Annotated in this window: 18 protein-coding genes and 1 riboswitch; of the genes, 17 read left to right on the forward strand and 1 reads right to left on the reverse strand. The window is 44.2% G+C overall.

From position 1 onward, the window contains the following. The 10 genes from J7I80_RS12430 to J7I80_RS12475 all read left to right on the forward strand — a co-directional run. Positions 1 to 214 (forward strand): hypothetical protein (locus tag J7I80_RS12430; RefSeq protein WP_214738679.1); only part of this gene is annotated, 214 nt, incomplete at its 5' end. A 46-nt stretch (positions 215 to 260) separates the two neighbouring features. Further along, positions 261 to 1,211 (forward strand): NAD-dependent epimerase/dehydratase family protein, encoded by a 951-nt coding sequence (locus J7I80_RS12435; RefSeq protein ID WP_214738680.1) that lies wholly within the window; start codon positions 261 to 263, stop codon positions 1,209 to 1,211. Then, positions 1,195 to 2,115 carry a lysylphosphatidylglycerol synthase transmembrane domain-containing protein gene (locus tag J7I80_RS12440; RefSeq protein ID WP_214738681.1) on the forward strand — a complete coding sequence of 307 codons (921 nt, stop codon included), beginning with the start codon at positions 1,195 to 1,197 and terminating at the stop codon, positions 2,113 to 2,115. The genes J7I80_RS12435 and J7I80_RS12440 overlap by 17 nt, the downstream gene beginning before the upstream one ends. Beyond that, entirely contained in the window at positions 2,112 to 3,587 is a 1,476-nt protein-coding gene (locus J7I80_RS12445) for an alkaline phosphatase family protein (protein WP_214738682.1), read from the forward strand. Before J7I80_RS12440 ends, J7I80_RS12445 begins: the two co-directional genes overlap by 4 nt. Continuing rightward, positions 3,580 to 4,353, forward strand: coding sequence for a glycosyltransferase family 2 protein (locus J7I80_RS12450; RefSeq protein WP_214738683.1), 774 nt, complete (start codon positions 3,580 to 3,582; stop codon positions 4,351 to 4,353). Before J7I80_RS12445 ends, J7I80_RS12450 begins: the two co-directional genes overlap by 8 nt. 49 nt (positions 4,354 to 4,402) lie before the next feature. After that, a complete protein-coding gene (locus J7I80_RS12455) occupies positions 4,403 to 5,152 on the forward strand; it encodes a hypothetical protein (protein ID WP_214738684.1) in 750 nt (249 codons plus the stop codon). A 38-nt stretch (positions 5,153 to 5,190) separates the two neighbouring features. Further along, positions 5,191 to 6,120, forward strand: coding sequence for an FTR1 family iron permease (locus J7I80_RS12460; RefSeq protein WP_214738685.1), 930 nt, complete (start codon positions 5,191 to 5,193; stop codon positions 6,118 to 6,120). A gap of 111 nt (positions 6,121 to 6,231) precedes the next feature. Continuing rightward, a complete protein-coding gene (locus J7I80_RS12465; protein WP_214738686.1) occupies positions 6,232 to 7,692 on the forward strand; it encodes a glycosyltransferase family protein in 1,461 nt (486 codons plus the stop codon). Between the two features lie 15 nt (positions 7,693 to 7,707). Further along, entirely contained in the window at positions 7,708 to 9,480 is a 1,773-nt protein-coding gene (gene uvrC / locus J7I80_RS12470) for an excinuclease ABC subunit UvrC (RefSeq protein ID WP_214738687.1), read from the forward strand. 69 nt (positions 9,481 to 9,549) lie between these two features. Further along, positions 9,550 to 9,727, forward strand: a riboswitch (Lysine riboswitch). Positions 9,728 to 9,878: 151 nt separating this feature from the next. Further along, entirely contained in the window at positions 9,879 to 11,111 is a 1,233-nt protein-coding gene (locus J7I80_RS12475) for an aspartate kinase (protein ID WP_214738688.1), read from the forward strand. Positions 11,112 to 11,523: 412 nt separating this feature from the next. Here the strand turns inward: J7I80_RS12475 and J7I80_RS12480 are convergent, their stop codons facing one another. Further along, the gene (locus J7I80_RS12480) at positions 11,524 to 11,976 is read right to left on the reverse strand and encodes a YslB family protein (protein ID WP_214738689.1); all 453 of its coding nucleotides are present in this window, start codon (positions 11,974 to 11,976) and stop codon (positions 11,524 to 11,526) included. Positions 11,977 to 12,443: 467 nt separating this feature from the next. Between J7I80_RS12480 and J7I80_RS12485 the strand changes: the two genes are divergently transcribed. The 7 genes from J7I80_RS12485 to racE all read left to right on the forward strand — a co-directional run bounded on the left by J7I80_RS12485 (position 12,444) and on the right by racE (position 18,165). Further along, complete coding sequence (locus J7I80_RS12485) at positions 12,444 to 13,052, forward strand: succinate dehydrogenase cytochrome b558 subunit (protein ID WP_192471467.1); 609 nt, start codon at positions 12,444 to 12,446, stop codon at positions 13,050 to 13,052. Positions 13,053 to 13,137: 85 nt separating this feature from the next. Next, a complete protein-coding gene (gene sdhA, locus J7I80_RS12490; protein WP_214738690.1) occupies positions 13,138 to 14,895 on the forward strand; it encodes a succinate dehydrogenase flavoprotein subunit in 1,758 nt (585 codons plus the stop codon). A 6-nt stretch (positions 14,896 to 14,901) separates the two neighbouring features. Next, on the forward strand, positions 14,902 to 15,663 hold the full coding sequence (sdhB, locus tag J7I80_RS12495) for a succinate dehydrogenase iron-sulfur subunit (RefSeq protein ID WP_192471469.1): 762 nt from the start codon (positions 14,902 to 14,904) through the stop codon (positions 15,661 to 15,663). Between the two features lie 216 nt (positions 15,664 to 15,879). Then, positions 15,880 to 16,347: an acyl-CoA thioesterase gene (locus J7I80_RS12500; protein WP_214738691.1), complete on the forward strand. Its 468-nt coding sequence runs from the start codon at positions 15,880 to 15,882 to the stop codon at positions 16,345 to 16,347. A 140-nt stretch (positions 16,348 to 16,487) separates the two neighbouring features. After that, on the forward strand, positions 16,488 to 16,712 hold the full coding sequence (gene gerE, locus J7I80_RS12505; protein ID WP_019154738.1) for a spore germination transcription factor GerE: 225 nt from the start codon (positions 16,488 to 16,490) through the stop codon (positions 16,710 to 16,712). A gap of 186 nt (positions 16,713 to 16,898) precedes the next feature. Continuing rightward, positions 16,899 to 17,357, forward strand: coding sequence for a MarR family winged helix-turn-helix transcriptional regulator (locus J7I80_RS12510; RefSeq protein WP_214738692.1), 459 nt, complete (start codon positions 16,899 to 16,901; stop codon positions 17,355 to 17,357). A gap of 10 nt (positions 17,358 to 17,367) precedes the next feature. Then, positions 17,368 to 18,165: a glutamate racemase gene (racE, locus tag J7I80_RS12515; protein ID WP_214738693.1), complete on the forward strand. Its 798-nt coding sequence runs from the start codon at positions 17,368 to 17,370 to the stop codon at positions 18,163 to 18,165. Positions 18,166 to 18,205: the final 40 nt, after the last annotated feature.

Consider the following 18,205-nt stretch of genomic DNA (forward strand, 5'->3'; position numbering starts at 1 on the left):
GCCCAATGAAGTCAAAGAACGACTTCACTGGTCGGCCCTCCAACGCTTGTCGGGGCTGAACGAGGCGCTTGCGCTTTTCTATGTCCAGCTCCAGCGCCTAGCCCCTCGAGACGAGTTCGGTCCGCCCAATGAAGTCAAAGAACGACTTCACCGGTCGGCCCTCCAGCGCTTGTTGGGGCTGAACGAGGCGCTTGCGCTTTTTGTTCTTTTTTAGATGAAATACTATGGTAAAATGGCTTGAGAAAGAAAGAGGTGTAATCGTGAAAATTTTGATTACTGGAGGAGCAGGATTCATCGGAAGCCATCTTGCCTTAAAAATGCTGAAGGAGCAGCATGAGGTGGCGATCATTGATAACTTGCACCCTTACTACTCTGTTGAGAGAAAAAAACAGCATCTGGATGTCATAAAAAAAGCTGGCGATTTTCAATTTTATCAAGCAGATCTGCTGGACCGTGAAAAGACCATTGACATCATCAAAAGAATATCACCGGAAGCGATTGTGCACCTTGCGGCATTGCCGGGAGTTGCCTATTCCATTCTTCGTCCACTTGAATACATAGATTATGATGTGAAGGCTACCGTTAACGTACTTGAAGGAGCCGGAAAAGCTGGTGTGAAGCAGGTCATTTTTGCTTCTTCATCATCCGTATATGGAATGATGAAAAATATACCGTTCAAAGAAGAGATGGCAGCTGGCAAACCTATTTCTCCTTACGCGGCCTCAAAATACGGAGCTGAATCTTTTTGTCATGTGTATGGCCATCTATATGGGATGGATGTTAAAATTCTAAGATTTTTCACTGTTTACGGTCCATGGGGAAGGCCGGATATGGCCATCGCTAATTTCATAAAAAAATTGAAAAACAGTGAAGAAATCACGATTTTTGGCGAGGGCGGATCTCGTGATTATACATATGTAGGTGACATTGTGAACGGCATGAGCCTTGCTCTAAAAAATTTGGAGCAAAGTGCCATTATCAATATTGGATCTGGCAGACCGGTTTCGATGAATCAGCTTTTGGACGAGCTACGGATTTACTATCCTGATATGAAAATCAGGCGTGAAGAAAACCGTGCCGGAGACGTAGACAGGACCTGGGCTGATATTTCCCTGGCGCGTGAATTGCTTGGTTATGAACCAGAGGTGGACTTCAGAAAAGGAATCGCAGAGACAGTGGCATGGGCTGAGCAGTATGAAAACTACCTTTAAGAAACTAATTTCCATTCTGCTGATTACCGCATTTCTAATTATGACGTTTTACTATCTTGATGCGGGCATGATGATAGAGGAAATAAAGGTAATCGCAACAAAGCCTGGAATCCTGTTGCTTATTTTCTCTAGTTATTTCCTTGCTTTTTTGGCAAGGGGGGCAGCCTGGAAGCTTTATCTGAACAATAGAGTACGACTTACAACCTGCATGTACGGCCTGTTTTACAGCTTGCTGCTGAATCATCTACTTCCAGTCAAAGCGGGAGACTTTGCGAGGATTGGTGTCTTGAAAGCGAGGGAGCCGGTTATTACGGGGGTAGAAGCATTTAATTCAGTGATCGTCCTGCGGGTTATGGATACGCTAATTCTATTTGGAATGGCTTCGGCAGGTTTGGCTTTTCTTGAGCTGCCTTTGAATGGAAAGGTTCTCGTATGGCTGGGAGCAAGCGGTGTTGTAGTCACGATCATTCTTTACTATAAATTCCGTTCTTTCTTTGACAGACAATTAACTATAATGAAAAATGCTTTCATTGGCTGGCGAGGAGTCTGGATCATTATGCTGACCCTGATAAGCTGGATTCTTGAAGCAGCAGTAATTTATGGCGTCGTATTGAATGGAGGAAGCATCATCAGCTTTCTGCAGGCCATTTGGGTAAACAGCATTACGGTTGCCGGGCAGATCTTCCAGATCACGCCAGGAGGAATTGCCAGCTATGAGGCCATTATGGTTTTTGCATTAGGAGCAAATGGAATAGCTCCCGAAAATGCCTATACAGCTGCGGTCATTACCCATGGATTGAAGTATTTATTTTCCTTCATAGTCGGAGGGATTGCATTGGCTGCTTATCCTGTACCGGCGCACTTACTGAAAAAATGGACTAGGGAAAGGGGCAACGAATCATGAAAAGTGCTTCAAAGTTTGAAAAATTCGCGGCCCGAAGCTGGAATTTGCTTAATGAGGGGAAGCCCTTTACGCCAATTTTTACAGTTGGCACAATGGTATTATTTCATCTCGGAGATTTAGGAAGTACAGGCAGTATAGTGGATTTTTTACTCGCCTTCCTGGTTATGCTTCCACTGTTCATCATCTATTTTATCTATGATTTTCCACTTTTTTTGAGAAACTATTTGTGGATACCATTCGTTGTTTTTATGATAGTTTGGCCTGAACCTGATATTAATCTTCTGCTTTTCGCAGCTGGACTGTACTTTTTCTTTACTGTGTTTTTCTGGGGAACGCTTTACTATCACCTGAGGATTGGTACTTCATGGCTTAACTTCACGAGATTTTGGAAGCTTGTGTTGAAGAATAGTGACTCGACCAGCGGGAATGCCCAGGAACAGCTTCCGAAAGTTTTTCTGCTGCTTTCTCTCTGGGAACTGTCATTCAGTACCTTAACCGCTGGTACTGATATACCGTTTTTTGATATTGCTATTTTTTATGGCTTTGTTCTCCTATTTGCCTTTATTCTCCACCGATATTTATTTGACTGGAAGCCGAAGGCCTATGAAAGCTACACGAAGGATGATGGACCGGAAGTACCGGAGAATGGCCTGTCCGATAAGGTCATTGTCATCGTCATTGATGGAATGCGCAAAGAGCGCTTTTATGAAGCAAATACACCGTTCCTCGATCAGTTAAAAGAGAACGGAACTGAATATTTGAATATGGAAACACTGTATCCTGCAAGGACCGTTGTTTGCTTTAGTTCGATGTTCACTGGGACTTATCCGTTTGAGCATGGCATCAAATCGAATATGGTCTATAAACTTGGAGTTAACACAGAAACAATATTTGACTCGCTTCGCAAAGTGGGCAAGAGAGGGCGGCTCCTTGGCATTGCTCACCTCGTTGATGCAATGGGCAGTGATGTCGAGACCGTTACAGCTGTCATGCATAAGGACAAAGCGGATACAAACATGCTTGCGAGGGCAAGAAAAATCATGGATGAACAGGACCCGGATCTGTTTATCGTCCAGATGATCGGAACGGATCAGGTTGGCCACAGCCGCGGCGTTCTCTATGATGATTATATTGAAAAGATTGAAGAAGCAGACGCGCTGATCCAGGAGTTTGTTCAATGGCTGGAAACCGAAGGGAAGATGGAGAACACCACACTTGTAGTCTGTGCGGACCACGGACAGGCTGATGGCATCGGCGGTCACGGACACCTGGATGAAGGAGAACGGTTTGTTCCATTTTTCATGCATGGACCACATATCGCCAAGGGGGTTAAAGTGCAAGAAAAACACAGCCTTGTATCCCTGGCACCGACGATTTCCTATCTGATGGGTGCCCCTTATCCGGGGAGCAGCAGAGGAAAAGTTTTAATGGATGCAATAAAAGCAGAGAAGGATGAGAATTTAATTGAGTAAAGTTATCGTATTTTTGCCGGCTTTTAACGAAGAAGAGTCCATTGCGGAAGTGATTGAAAATATACCTCGTACCTTTGCCGGAGCGGATCAAGTGGAGGTTTTAATCATTGATGATGGTTCGACAGATGGAACTGTAGCTGAAGCGAAAAAAGCAGGCGCCGACCATATTATAAGCTTTGAGAAAAACCGCGGCCTTGGTGCCGCGGTCCGACAAGGAATAGAAGAATGCTTCCGGATGGGTGCTGATGTCGGTGTGATGATTGATGCAGATGGGGAGTATCCGGCATGGCAGATTCCTGATATAGTCAAACCGATTCTAAATGGGGAAGCGGATTATACAATGGGTTCCCGATTTATGGGCACAATAAAAGGGATGAAGTTTCATCGGAGGATGGGGAATTATTGTTTCACCTTCCTGCAAACATTATTGTTGAGAAAATGGTTGTATGACGGCCAGTCCGGGATGAGGGCTTTTTCGCGGAAAGTGCTTAAGCATGCGGAAATCATCCATGATTACAATTATGCGCAAGTGTTGACGCTCAATCTTGTCAGGAAGGGATTCAGGGTCCTTGAAATCCCGATTAAATACCGCGTCAGGACAACGGGGACATCCTTCATTTCATTCAAAAAATATATGACGAATGTTGTGCCGGCAGTCTATCGCGAAATGTCCAGGCCTGTCTCAAAGGTAACTGGAGCGGAAGAATCCCCATCTAAAAACAGTAAAAATAGTGACAATAAAGTGACGATTATCAAATATGATTGACATTCATAATGATAATCATTATCATTATCATTGTAGGAGGGAACAGTAAATGAAAAGAGCTATATTTTTTTGTTTTTCACTGATATTAATTCTCATTAACGGCATTCCTCAGACTGCCAGCGCTTATTCATATGGTGATCCAAATGAAGAAAAAGTCGCAGAAGTCTATAAGGAAATGCAGTTGAAGCTGGATGAGGACCCTCCAAACTTCTCGGCTGCGACATCCCTGTTTGAAACGGTTAAAGAAGAAATCGATATGCACATGGGAACCGAGCCAGGAGAAGTGATCATGGAAAGCCTGGAAGCAGAAGATAAAGAAGCTACAATTGAAAATATGGAGAAACTCCTCGTGTTGAATGTTGCGAGAAGGCTTGAAAGCATTGAAAAAAGCTTTGAGGAGTATGACACTTCAAAGAAGCTGCTGGCAAAGGGATATGCTACATATCAAGCGCTATCGCCAAAGGTAGAGGGTAATAATCCTGAACTGGACAAAGAAATAAAAGCTGACTTTGATGCTGCACTTGAGGCACTAGGAAATCCCGGGCTCTTTGGAGTAGGGAAGAAGCCTTCTGACATAGAAGTTTTTAAAGAGAAAAAAGAAGAGATACTGAATGCACTGCAAGACGAATTTGATCTTCCGAGCTTGGAAGTCGGGCACTTTACAGATACTGAGGAAGAAGAGGGCCCAGGCAAAAAGGACTGGACAGATCGTTCAAATATCCGTAACTGGATTCCTTTGATCTTGATAGTCGCGGTTATTGGTGCGATAGTTGTTATTGGCATTAAACGAAGAAAGTAATATAGATAGATGACACCTTGGAGAGGGGAGAATCAGCAATGGAAGTTCAAGCGTTATTGATTACATTTCGTGAAGTATTGGAAGCGTTATTAATCATCGGAATCATCACAACCTATTTAAAGAGAACTGGTAATCCAAAGTATACAAAGTATGTATGGCTCGGTGCCGGACTTGCTGTTTTGGCTAGTATCGGAGTTGCGATTTTGTTCCAGGTTGTGTTCACAGGCTTCGCTGCTATGGGCAGTGAGATTTATTTGAAAATAGGAATCATGATTGTGTCCACTGTACTCTTGACCCAGATGGTATTCTGGATGGCGAGCCACAGTAAGGACCTTAAAGGGAACATGGAAGGCAAAATGAAGAAATTCATCACGACAGGCAACATTGTCGGTATGGTCATCCATTCATTCCTCGTCGTCTTACGTGAAGGTATTGAAACGGTCTTCTTCTTTGCTGCAATTACAGGTGGTAACATCGGTGCTGCCATGCAGGGATGGGGAGCGATCACAGGTACATTGATTGCCGTTGCCGTCTCTTACATGTTCTTCAAAGGTACGATGAAGGTTAAGCTTAAGACGTTTTTCCAGATCACTGGAGCTTTTATCATCCTGATTTCTGCCGGATTGCTCGTACAGGCGATTTCGATGATGCAGGATGTAAACATAATCGGAAGCGTTATGTACCATGTTTATGATATAACGTGGCTATTGCCAGAACACCCGATTGATTATGCGCATTATCTTCGTGATACTGGTGTCGCACCGCTGATCTCTGGCGATGTAGGCATCTTCCTGAAGGCTCTGTTTGGATACTCTTCGATGCCTTCAATTGAAGAAGTCATTGCCTATATCGGATACTTTGCTGCGATCTTCCTGCTGACTTCATCACGCAGTCCCAAGAAAGAAAAGGCTGCTGACAATAAAGTAGCTGAGAACAAGCAAGTAGTATTGAACCCACAAGTTAAATAATTAATTTGATTTGAGGCTGAATGATCCTCTCTCCAGAAAAGTACAGGGAATTTCCTTGTACTTTTTTCATACGTAAAAACGTCCCCTGTGGAAGTTAGTTGGTGTAATATGATGAATTTAGAAAAACTGAACAGAATAATCTTTCCTGGACTATGTTTGCTTACGGTTCTTTACATTTTCGCCGTCCAGTTGAATTCACTTAATCCCTTCGTCGCTTCTTGGGATCAAGTTGATTTTACCCTGGCGATGGACAGGTATGACCTTCGTGCGATGCAGCCGCATTTTCCCGGATATCCGTATTTTATTCTGGGTGGTATGCTGCTGAAGTTTTTCGTAGATTTTCCAAATCAGGCACTGGTCCTATTTAATGTTTTAGTGTATGCAAGCACCATTCTGCCTGTGTATTTACTTGCATCAAGAGTTTTGAGCAGGACGAATGCATTTCTCATTGCAGCTGCCATTTATACTGCCAGTTATCCTTTGATTATCGTAAACCAGCCAATGTCGGAGGGTGCCGCGCTTGCTGCCTTTTGGTGGTTCTTTTGGAGTATCGCGGCCGCAGAGTCCAGGCCAGCAGGCAAGTGGATGCTGCTTCCCCTGATTTTATTCGGTATCCTGTTGGGAATCAGGCTGAGCTATATTCCGATGGGAATCGGGCTGATTTATCTGCTGTACAGGAAATGGGCAAAACGGGAGATTACATTGGGTGGAATTATCAAATATGTGGTCCTCGCTGGATTGTTTCAGTTGATCTGGGTTGCTGGCCTGATTATTTCTGAAGGTGGTCTCTCTAATTTTCTGGAGCTTGCTTTTGGTTTCACAGGCGGGCATTTTCAGGAATGGGGCGGCACCTCGGCGTCGAATGAACTTTCTTTTTGGGCAAGGCTGAAAGCACTCCTGTTTACCAACATTTTATGGTGGGGAATCTTTTCACGAACAACTGTTTTGATGGTATTATATATAGTTATTGGCATAGTTATTTTTTTGCCGGCATCTACAAGGAAAGTTTTAAAGGAAAACAGCGTTTATCTCGGCGTATTGCTACTCCTCGCTTATGCTGTCTGGGCGCTTTTTGCCCAGAATATCGAAAAGCCGAGGCATATACTTCCGCTGGCACTATTGTTAATGTTTCTTGGCCTTATTGTCTTTTTTAAAAAAAGGGCAGAGATGTATGCCAGTCTGTTAGTAGTTGTTGTCATCATTGCCCAGGCAATTATTTCTTCAAGTTATATACAGAAACAGGCAGTAATCGAACCGGCAGTCTATCAGCTTGCGCATTATTTGGAGGAGCAGCCAGAGGACTTCGTTTTGTATACATGGGAAGAAACCAGGGTGCTTCAGTATCTCGAAATGTCTTACCCGCATAAGCGAATCTATACTTATAGAAATTTCATCCATGACCAGGGGTTATATAAAGGAAAGACGGTTTATCTAACCAACAGTGTAGTCGACGGTTTTCGTTCGCAGGGCTTTGATCCTGACGGGACGCTCGAGAAGGTAGAAACTTTTACTTCGGGTGAAATTTTTGACCCAGTCTATCATAAGATCATTTTATATAAATGGACACCGTAACAGGAGGTGAACGGCATGAATGAACAGATCAGGAATAAGCTTGCTCTTCTCCCTGCTCAGCCAGGTTGTTATTTGATGAAGGACAGGCAGGGGACCATCATTTATGTAGGGAAAGCCAAAGTATTGAAGAACAGGGTGCGTTCTTATTTCACAGGATCGCATGACGGTAAAACTCTTCGTCTGGTCAATGAAATTGAGGATTTTGAGTATATCGTCACCTCCTCCGATATGGAAGCGCTGCTTCTCGAAATCAATTTGATCAAGAAATATGATCCAAAATACAATATCATGCTCAAGGATGATAAATCATATCCGTTCATCAAGCTGACCGCGGAACGGCATCCAAAGCTGATCATTACGAGAAAAGTAAAGAAGGACAGCGGCAAATATTTTGGGCCATATCCAAATGTACAGGCGGCCAATGAGACGAAAAAACTGCTGGACAGGATTTATCCGCTCCGAAAGTGCTCGACGCTGCCAGACCGTGTCTGTCTCTATTACCATATGGGCCAATGTCTGGCACCCTGCATCAAGGACGTCAGCAGGGACGAGTATAAGCAGATTACGGATGAAATCACTCGCTTCCTCAATGGGGGCTATAAGGAAATCAAGGAAGATTTGACGGCTAAAATGGCTGCCGCTGCCGAGGAATTGGATTTTGAACGTGCGAAGGAATTTCGTGACAAAATCGCCCATATAGAGGCAACGATGGAAAAACAGAAGATGACGACGACGGATTTTACCGACCGTGATGTGTTTGGCTATGCTGTCGACAAGGGCTGGATGTGTGTTCAGGTCTTCTTTATCCGTCAGGGGAAGTTGATTGAAAGGGAAGTTTCGATGTTCCCGATTCACAATGAACCTGAAGAAGATATCCTCACATACCTGGGGCAATTTTATTCGAAAAATGAACATTTCAAGCCGAAGGAAGTATTGGTGCCTGAGGGTGTGGACCTGGAATTGGCAGAGGGTCTGCTTGAAGTGAAAGTCCTAAAACCGCAGCGTGGAAAGAAGAAGGAGCTTGTCCACCTGGCGTCCAAGAATGCGGGTATTGCCCTGAAAGAAAAGTTTTCATTAATCGATCGCGATGAGGAACGGACCATCAAGGCTGTTGAAAACCTTGGCAAGCAAATGGGCATTTACACTCCTCATCGGATCGAGTCCTTCGATAACTCGAACATCCAGGGGACCGATCCGGTATCAGCGATGATTGTTTTTATCGACGGCAAGCCTGAAAAAAGGGAATACCGTAAATACAAAATTAAATCAGTCAAAGGTCCGGATGACTATGAATCCATGAGGGAAGTTGTCAGGCGCAGGTATACACGTGTCCTGAAAGAGGGCTTGCCGCTGCCGGATTTGATTATCATCGACGGCGGAAAAGGACATATCGAGTCCGCGCGTGATGTACTTGAAAATGAATTGGGACTTGATATCCCGATTGCCGGCCTGGCGAAGGATGACAAGCACAGGACCTCCCAGCTGCTCTACGGCAATCCACTGCAGGTGATCGAACTGGCACGTAACAGCCAGGAGTTTTACCTGCTGCAAAGAATCCAGGATGAGGTCCACCGGTTCGCGATTACCTTCCACCGCCAGCTAAGAGGCAAGAGCGTCTTTCAGTCACTGCTCGATGATATTCCAGGCATTGGCGAAAAGCGCAAGAAGGCTCTGTTGAAGCATTTCGGTTCGGTGAAAAAAATGAGGGAAGCCTCATTGGAAGAGTTAAACGCTGCCGGCCTGCCGGCAAATGTGGCAGAGGAACTATTTCAGAAATTACAGGAATAATGTAGCATTCTATTTTTGGGTGTGCTATAATGATTAAAATTTCATATAGCTATCACTTTAGAGCATTAAAGTGAAGATAGAGGTGCGAGCTTCAAGAGTAAAAGTCAGGAGAATTGTAGGATTCGAGGATGGACTTTGAAAGGGGATGTTCGCCGAAGTGGGGAAATTCCTATTGATTTTCTCGCTGGTCCTTCGTTGAATAAACGCTGGATTGTCAAGATTGCCATCTTGGAGTGCTATCTCATGTTGCAGCGTATATACACGTTTATCAAGCAATGGGAGCCACTTCCATTGCTTTTTCTGTTTTCAAAGGGCTATTTTTGACAGAATTACATATGCGGCTTGGCCATGAAACTCTATTAGAGGCAAAATACAGAATGAAGAGGCAGGGGAAACTTATGGGATTGATTGTACAGAAATTTGGCGGAACATCAGTTGGCAATGTCGAAAGGATCAGGAACGCTGCCAGCAGGACAGCGGAAGAACTGCAGAATGGCAATAATGTGGTCGTTGTCGTATCAGCAATGGGCAAGACGACAGACCATCTGGTCGACATGGCGAATGATATATCCAGCGCGCCATCAAAAAGAGAGATGGATATGCTGTTGACAACAGGCGAGCAAATTACGATCGCACTTTTTTCAATGGCATTAGCGCAAAATGGCATTGATGCCGTTTCCTATACAGGTTGGCAGGCAGGGATCAAAACTGAACCTGTCCATGGGAACGCCAGGATTGTTGATATCGAGACGGATAGGATTGCCAGAGATTTAGAGAGTGGCAAGGTGGTCATTGTCGCGGGATTCCAGGGAGTTACGGATGAAGGTGAAATCACTACACTTGGCCGCGGCGGCTCGGATACCACGGCAGTCGCCCTTGCAGCGGCTCTGAAGGCTGATAAATGCGATATCTATACCGATGTGACCGGAGTATTCACGACCGATCCAAGATATGTGAAAAGCGCGAGGAAATTGCTGAGCGTTTCCTATGATGAAATGTTAGAGCTGGCCAATCTGGGGGCAGGCGTGCTCCACCCGCGTGCGGTGGAATTCGCGAAAAACTATGGATTGCCGCTTGAAGTAAGATCCAGCATGGAAAAAGAAAGAGGCACGATCATCGAGGAGGAGAATGAAATGGAACAGAATTTAATCGTACGCGGAGTCGCGTTTGAAGATCAAATCACTAGAGTATCAGTCCTAGGAGTAAGCACTTCATTAAAAGGACTTTCAACTATATTCACAACACTTGCACAGAACCACATCAATGTCGACATTATCGTCCAGAGCCGTACAGAAGCAGGGTTAGCGAATATTTCGTTCTCCATTAAGAGTAACGACCTCCCGGAGGCACTGGACGTATTGGAACGTAATAAAGAAACATTGAACTATCAGGCGGTCGAATCCGAAACCGGCCTTGCCAAGGTATCAATTGTAGGTTCGGGAATGGTTTCAAATCCAGGTGTAGCTGCCAAAATGTTTGAAGTCCTTGAAGGACACGGTATCCAGGTGAAGATGGTAAGCACATCCGAAATTAAAGTTTCTACCGTAGTGGATGAAAAACAAATGGTGAACGCAGTAGAATCACTGCACGAAGCATTTGAGCTATACTCCGAAGCTGTTAAGACGAATTAAGAGAATCGCTGAAGAAGCTTTCCTGGTGTACCGGGAAAGCTTTTTTTACAGGTGCTGGGGCTGCCTGGTGTCCAGGGGGGAAGAAGATGACACCTAATTTATCGGTATGTGCCCGTGAAAAGGGAAAACGAGAGTTGACGGTCACAAGAAAGGGGAACTTGTGCCCGTGAAAGTGAAAAACGAGAGTTGACGGTCACAAGAAAGGGGAACTTGTGCCCGGTTTAGGCTGAAGAGAGAGAAACGGGGAATAAGCGATAACTACCCTAGTTTCCGTCGAATTTAAAGAGGCTTTGAGTTTAAATACGCCGGACCGCTCAATTTCAGATCATAATAAAAGGGTTACTGCGCCAGGGGCAAATTCTGGCGCAGTAACCCATCCTATCATGTTAAAAGACGATGCTGATTTCCTACCTCATACAATCGGGTCACTCTTATCCCACTTGACCGTAAACAGGATTTTCGATGATTTTTTATTTGGGTGTTCGAAGGCTTCAGCTGTTACTTTTTTCTGTTGTTCCATTTGCTGGGCAATGAAACCTGCTTCTAGCTGGAAAGTGGTATTGGGGTTATTTTTCAATCGGGAGGAAATTAGCTCGCTGCTAAGTTCAAGCATCATTTCTCTTCGGGATTCTTCTTTAATGGTTAATGCACCCCAGCCGGCATCCTGAAAGAAGCGGAAGGTTTCGTCAAGGGTTGATAATGGATATTTCCGGGCGAGGCGTTTTCCGGCCCAATACAGGATTTCTGGTGTATCTTTGCCGAGTAATTCCGGCAGGAGGATTTCCCTGATCAATTCATATCCAAACGCAGTAACGGCCATTGGCTCGCTCTCTGTTTTTTGCTCTGAAGTAGTTATTTCACTCATGTTCTCCCCTCTTTCTATCACTCTATTATAAACAATTTGCCGCGAAAACAACCTATATTCAATAAATTAAAAACTTGTTAAATTTTGCATGGCATAAGAAATTCTATAAAATTTTTCCATGTTTATACCATACCCGAAACTTCGTTATTCAAAAATTATTGGATCGGGAAAATTTTATCAGTCATATCCAACAGGCAATAGTATTATTTTAATATACTCTTTCACGCCTTGGAATAATTAGAAAGTGGGATTTTTACAATATCAATATATTTTAAAAATTTTCTTTATATAAGCATTTTTATGTATCCGTTTTCTTGACGCTCTATTATGATGGGAGTAAAATGAACATGTCACATAATTGTAAGAAATGCTTATTTTTTTGATGTTAGGTTGGATCAATCTGTTAGATTAATAGGGATGGGGAGAGAAGCCTGAACATCACGGCCAAATTTCAGGGGGGTATACTTATGGCAGGTAGACAAGAGTTTTATTGGCGGAGGCTGCATTCATTGCTGGGTGTCATTCCAGTAGGTCTTTTCCTTATGCAGCACCTTGTAGTCAACCATTTCGCTACAGGGGGAGAAGAATCATTCAATAACGCAGCACATTTTATGGAGCAGTTGCCTTTCAGGTACTTTTTAGAAATCTTCATTATCTTCTTACCGTTATTATTCCATGCAATTTACGGTCTTTATATTGCTTTTACTGCTAAAAACAATATAGGCCAATATGGCTATTTCAGAAACTGGATGTTCATGCTTCAGCGTGTGTCCGGTGTGATTACTTTGATTTTCGTAGCTTGGCATGTATGGGAAACTCGTATTGCTGCAGCATTTGGCGCAGAAGTTAACTTCCAGATGATGGAGACAATTCTTTCTTCTCCTTTCATGCTTTGGTTCTATTTGATTGGTGTCATCTCAACTACTTTCCACTTTGCGAACGGATTATGGTCATTCTTCGTAAGCTGGGGAATCACGGTAACACCACGTTCACAAGTGATTTCCACTTACGTAACTATCGGAGTTTTCATTGCGCTTTCCATCGTAGGTGTCCGCGCAATCCTGGCATTTGTATAAGCCCTTTTCGAGGACTATATGCTAAAAAAGATTTACTTTTGATCGGATATGAAAGACAGATATGGATTTAAGGGAGTGAGTCACGATGAGTAAAGGTAAGGTGATCGTAGTCGGCGGCGGTTTGGCTGGCTTAATGGCTACAATAAAAGTTGCAGAAACAGGAACTCCTGTTGAACTGTTTTCTCTTGTGCCGGTAAAACGTTCCCACTCTGTATGTGCACAGGGCGGAATAAACGGTGCAGTTAATACTAAAGGTGAAGGTGACTCTCCATGGGAGCACTTTGATGATACAGTTTACGGCGGTGACTTCCTTGCGAACCAGCCGCCAGTTAAGGCGATGGCTGAAGCAGCGCCTGGAATCATCCACCTTCTTGACCGTATGGGTGTCATGTTCAACCGTACACCGGAAGGCTTGCTTGATTTCCGCCGCTTTGGTGGAACGCAGCACCACCGTACTGCATTTGCGGGTGCGACAACTGGACAGCAGCTTCTATACGCTTTGGATGAGCAGGTTCGCCGCCATGAAGTGGCTGGTTTGGTCACAAAGTATGAAGGATGGGAATTCCTGGGAATAGTTAAGGATGAGGAAGGTGTGTGCCGCGGAGTCGTAGCACAGAACCTGACTTCAATGGAAATCAAATCATTTGCTGCTGATGCAGTCATTATGGCAACTGGTGGTCCTGGCATCATTTTCGGTAAGACAACTAACTCAGTTATCAATACTGGTTCAGCTGCTGCGATCGTTTATCAGCAGGGTGGTTATTACGCTAACGGGGAATTCATCCAGATTCACCCTACTGCAATCCCGGGAGACGACAAACTCCGCTTGATGAGTGAATCTGCCCGTGGTGAAGGTGGACGAGTTTGGACGTACAAGGATGGCAAGCCATGGTACTTCCTGGAAGAGAAGTATCCTGCATATGGAAACCTTGTGCCACGTGACATTGCTACACGTGAAATCTTTGACGTATGCGTAAGCCAGAAGCTTGGCATCAACGGCGAGAACATGGTTTACCTCGATCTATCACACAAGGATCCAAAAGAGCTTGATATCAAGCTTGGCGGTATCATCGAAATCTATGAGAAATTCATGGGCGATGACCCAAGAAAAGTTCCTATGAAAATATTCCCTGCCGTTCACTATTCTATGGGCGGACTTTGGGTTGACTATGATCAAATGACTAATATTCCAGGTCTGTTTGCAGCAGGTGAGGTTGATTATTCACAGCACGGTGCGAACCGTCTTGGTGCCAACTCATTATTGTCAGCAATCTACGGCGGTATGGTTGCAGGTCCAAACGCAATCCGTTACATCAACGGCCTTGAAAAGAGCTCAGATGCTATTTCTTCAGTACTTTTCGATGATGCTGTCAAGATGGAGCAGGAGAAGTGGGACAATGTCATGTCACTGGATGGAACAGAGAATGCATATGTCCTTCACAAAGAGCTTGGCGAGTGGATGACGGACAATGTAACCGTTGTTCGCTACAATGATAGACTTCAGAAAACAGACGAAAAGATCGTCGAGTTGATGGAGCGCTATAAGAATATCAATATTAACGATACGGCAAAATGGAGCAACCAGGGTGCTGTGTTCACACGCCAGCTTCAAAACATGCTTCAGCTTGCACGTGTTATCACAATCGGTGCTTATAACCGTAATGAAAGCCGTGGGGCTCACTATAAACCTGAATTCCCTGATCGTAATGACGAGGACTTCTTGAAAACAACTATGGCGAAGTTTGTTGATGCAAACTCTGCGCCAGCTTTCCATTATGAAGAAGTTGATACTTCATTAATCCAACCGCGTAAGCGCGATTATTCTAAGAAGAAAGGGGAGTAATAGAGCATGTCAGAGAAAAAAACTGTCCGTTTTATCATCAGCCGCCAGGATACTCCTGATTCAGCCCCTTATCAGGAAGAGTTCGAACTTGATTACCGTCCAAATATGAACGTGATTTCTGCACTAATGGAAATTCGTCGTAATCCTGTAAATACAAAAGGTGAAGCCACTACCCCAATTTCCTGGGATATGAACTGCCTTGAAGAGGTTTGTGGTGCGTGTTCAATGGTCATCAATGGCCGCCCGCGCCAGTCATGTTCTGCACTCGTTGACCAGCTTGAGCAGCCAATCAGGCTAGAGCCTATGAGAACATTCCCGGTTGTCCGTGACCTACAGGTTGACCGCAGCCGCATGTTCGATTCTTTAAAGCGTGTTAAGGCATGGGTTCCAATTGATGGTACTTATGACCTTGGACCAGGACCACGTATGCCAGAGAAAAAGCGTCAATGGGCCTATGAACTTTCCAAGTGTATGACTTGCGGTGTTTGCCTTGAGGCTTGCCCTAACGTAAACGACAAGTCAGATTTCATTGGGCCTCAGCCATTATCACAGGTTCGTCTCTTCAACGCACACCCAACTGGTGCCTTGAACAAAGGCGAGCGTCTTGAAACAATCATGGGAGACGGCGGACTTGCGAACTGCGGTAACTCACAGAACTGCGTTCAGTCTTGCCCTAAAGGAATTCCATTGACTACATCAATCGCTGCCCTGAATCGTGATACAACATTCCAGTCATTCAAGAACTTCTTCGGAAGCGACCAAGTTTAACAAAAAGCCTCCTTTTCCAGACGGAAAAGGAGGTTATTCTTTTTTTACAGTGCGGTTCTGTGGGTATACTAAAATAAAAGAGTTGTATGAGCTAGTTTATCCAGCATGGATCAATTCTGTGCTGGTTTTTGTTAGCCTTTTTTATTCCCAAAATGATTAAATATATTTATAATAAAGAAAAGAATGAATGTTCATTCAGTTTCGGGAGGTTTCAGCATGAAAAAGATGGAATATATTAACGAGATTGTAGGTTGGGAAGAGGAATTTGAATTTTTTTATCAGGTGAAGGTTCGGTTTTCGGAAACTGACATGTTTGGACATTTAAACAACACAGTTCCGTTTACATATTTCGAACAGGCGAGAATTGAATATTTCAAGAGCCAGGGATTCATGCAGGATTGGGTCAAACCAGAGAACGAGACGATTCCGGTCGTGGCCGATCTTCAATGTGATTATTTAAGCCAGATTTTCTTTGATGAAGACCTGAGAATATTTGTGAAAGCCAACTCCATTGGGAATTCCTCGGTTGACCTTCACTATATGGTCAAAAAAGCGGATGGCTCGATTTGCTTGACTGGCAGGGGCACAATCGTACAAATTTCCAAGAGAACAGGCAAGGGAGTATCCTGGACAGAGGAAATGAGGCAATTGTTTTCAGAAAGCAAAAAATCTGCGGTTAAATAAGTTTTGCATTTAAAAATAAAATTGGCATGAAGTCCCTTAAATGTTGTCACTACACCTCTTTCCTTCACATATGATATTTTGACTAAATTTATACCCACCCCGCAGTTCACAGCTGGCGAAGGCAAGGAGGGTTACAATACTTGAAGGAAAATGAATATACTCACAAGCCATTACTCACAAAACGCGAAAGAGAAGTTTTCGAACTGTTAGTACAAGACAAAACAACAAAAGAGATCGCTAGTGAATTATTTATCAGCGAAAAAACGGTTCGGAACCATATTTCAAACGCCATGCAAAAGCTTGGTGTAAAGGGGCGTTCCCAAGCTGTTGTAGAGCTCCTGCGTATGGGAGAGCTAGAACTTTAATCATGACCGGCCAACCCGAATGGGGGGCCGGTTAAGATGTTTAATAGGGTAAAACAGGCTCTTATTGGAATTCTGTCTTGAAATTTGCGCGAAAAAAGTAGAAAATAAGGGCAATAGTAAAAATCATCTCGGCTTGGAAAACAAGTTTTATGGATAAAGGAAATAGATTTTTAGGAGTTGTTACGGATGAAAGTTGAAGGGGTAGAAAAGAATCAGGGACTGGAGACGGTTGCTGATATCGAAAAGGATCTGCGGTACATATCAGGTATTATTAAGCAAAAGGGACGAGAGCTCCTCAGCAATTACACGATCACTCCTCCCCAGTTCATTGCGCTGCAATGGCTATTTGAGGATGGAGATATGACAATTGGGGAGCTGTCGAATAAAATGTTCCTGGCTTGCAGCACGACCACGGATCTAGTAGACAGAATGGAGAAAAATGAGCTTGTTGTCAGGGTGAAGGATCCTAATGACAGGCGTGTAGTCCGCATTCATCTTCTTGACGAAGGCGAAAGGATCATCGATGAAGTGATCAAGAAACGCCAGCTGTACCTTCAAGAGGTATTGAAGGACTTTTCAGGTGAGGAAATATTATCCCTTAAAGAGGGCTTAGCGAAATTACATCAAGAAATGCGTGGAGAATGAGGCGAGTTTTTTGAATCGACCAATCGGAATCATTGATTCAGGAGTAGGCGGGTTAACCGTTGCCAAGGAAGTCATGAGACAGCTGCCATATGAGCAGATTATCTATGTTGGTGATACGGCACGTTGTCCATATGGCCCTCGACCCGTTGAGGAAGTGAAGAGATTCACCTGGCAAATGACCCGTTTTCTTTTAGGAAAAAATATTAAAATGCTGGTTATTGCGTGCAATACAGCGACTGCTGTGGTCCTTGACGAGATAAGGAATGAACTCCCGATTCCTGTGTTAGGTGTCATCCAGCCTGGTGCGAGGACAGCGATCAAGGTAACGGACAATTATAAAATTGGCATTATTGGAACTGAGGGCACGGTAAAAAGCCGTGCGTATGAGCATGCGCTGAAATCCATCAATCGTAAGACTGCCATTGAAGCACTCGCCTGCCCAAAATTTGTGCCGCTTGTAGAAAGCGGAGAATATGATGGACGTGTCGCAAAGAAAGTGGTGACTGAAACCCTTCAGCCACTGCAGGGACAGGGGCTTGATACATTGATCCTTGGCTGCACCCACTACCCTTTGCTCGAGCCGCTCATTAAGGAAGTGATGGGGCCTGAGGTCAAGGTGATTAGTTCAGGCGAGGAAACAGCGCGAGAAGTAAGCACGATTCTCGGCCATAACGACATGTTTGCGGACAGGGAAGAACTTCCGGAGCATTTCTATTACATGACAGGCTCCAGAACCATTTTTTCTGCCATAGCATCCCAGTGGCTGGAGAGGCCGATTGAACATGTTGAAAAAATTAAATTAGGTTAGTAAGGCTTCCGGAGACGGAGGTCTTTTTTATTTGCTTTAA

Origin of the sequence: Bacillus sp. ISL-41 (assembly GCF_018613235.1) — a bacterium.
Lineage (GTDB): Bacteria > Bacillota > Bacilli > Bacillales > Cytobacillaceae > Mesobacillus.

Bases quoted from the DNA above. Each gene is read 5' to 3' on its own strand.
- J7I80_RS12440 (WP_214738681.1), top strand. From the start codon at position 1,195: ATGAAAACTACCTTTAAGAAACTAATTTCCATTCTGCTGATTACCGCA.
- J7I80_RS12445 (WP_214738682.1), top strand. From the start codon at position 2,112: ATGAAAAGTGCTTCAAAGTTTGAAAAATTCGCGGCCCGAAGCTGGAAT.
- J7I80_RS12455 (WP_214738684.1), top strand. From the start codon at position 4,403: ATGAAAAGAGCTATATTTTTTTGTTTTTCACTGATATTAATTCTCATT.
- J7I80_RS12460 (WP_214738685.1), top strand. From the start codon at position 5,191: ATGGAAGTTCAAGCGTTATTGATTACATTTCGTGAAGTATTGGAAGCG.
- J7I80_RS12465 (WP_214738686.1), top strand. From the start codon at position 6,232: ATGAATTTAGAAAAACTGAACAGAATAATCTTTCCTGGACTATGTTTG.
- uvrC (WP_214738687.1), top strand. From the start codon at position 7,708: ATGAATGAACAGATCAGGAATAAGCTTGCTCTTCTCCCTGCTCAGCCA.
- J7I80_RS12475 (WP_214738688.1), top strand. From the start codon at position 9,879: ATGGGATTGATTGTACAGAAATTTGGCGGAACATCAGTTGGCAATGTC.
- J7I80_RS12480 (WP_214738689.1), bottom strand. From the start codon at position 11,976: ATGAGTGAAATAACTACTTCAGAGCAAAAAACAGAGAGCGAGCCAATG.
- J7I80_RS12485 (WP_192471467.1), top strand. From the start codon at position 12,444: ATGGCAGGTAGACAAGAGTTTTATTGGCGGAGGCTGCATTCATTGCTG.
- sdhA (WP_214738690.1), top strand. From the start codon at position 13,138: ATGAGTAAAGGTAAGGTGATCGTAGTCGGCGGCGGTTTGGCTGGCTTA.
- sdhB (WP_192471469.1), top strand. From the start codon at position 14,902: ATGTCAGAGAAAAAAACTGTCCGTTTTATCATCAGCCGCCAGGATACT.
- J7I80_RS12500 (WP_214738691.1), top strand. From the start codon at position 15,880: ATGAAAAAGATGGAATATATTAACGAGATTGTAGGTTGGGAAGAGGAA.
- J7I80_RS12510 (WP_214738692.1), top strand. From the start codon at position 16,899: ATGAAAGTTGAAGGGGTAGAAAAGAATCAGGGACTGGAGACGGTTGCT.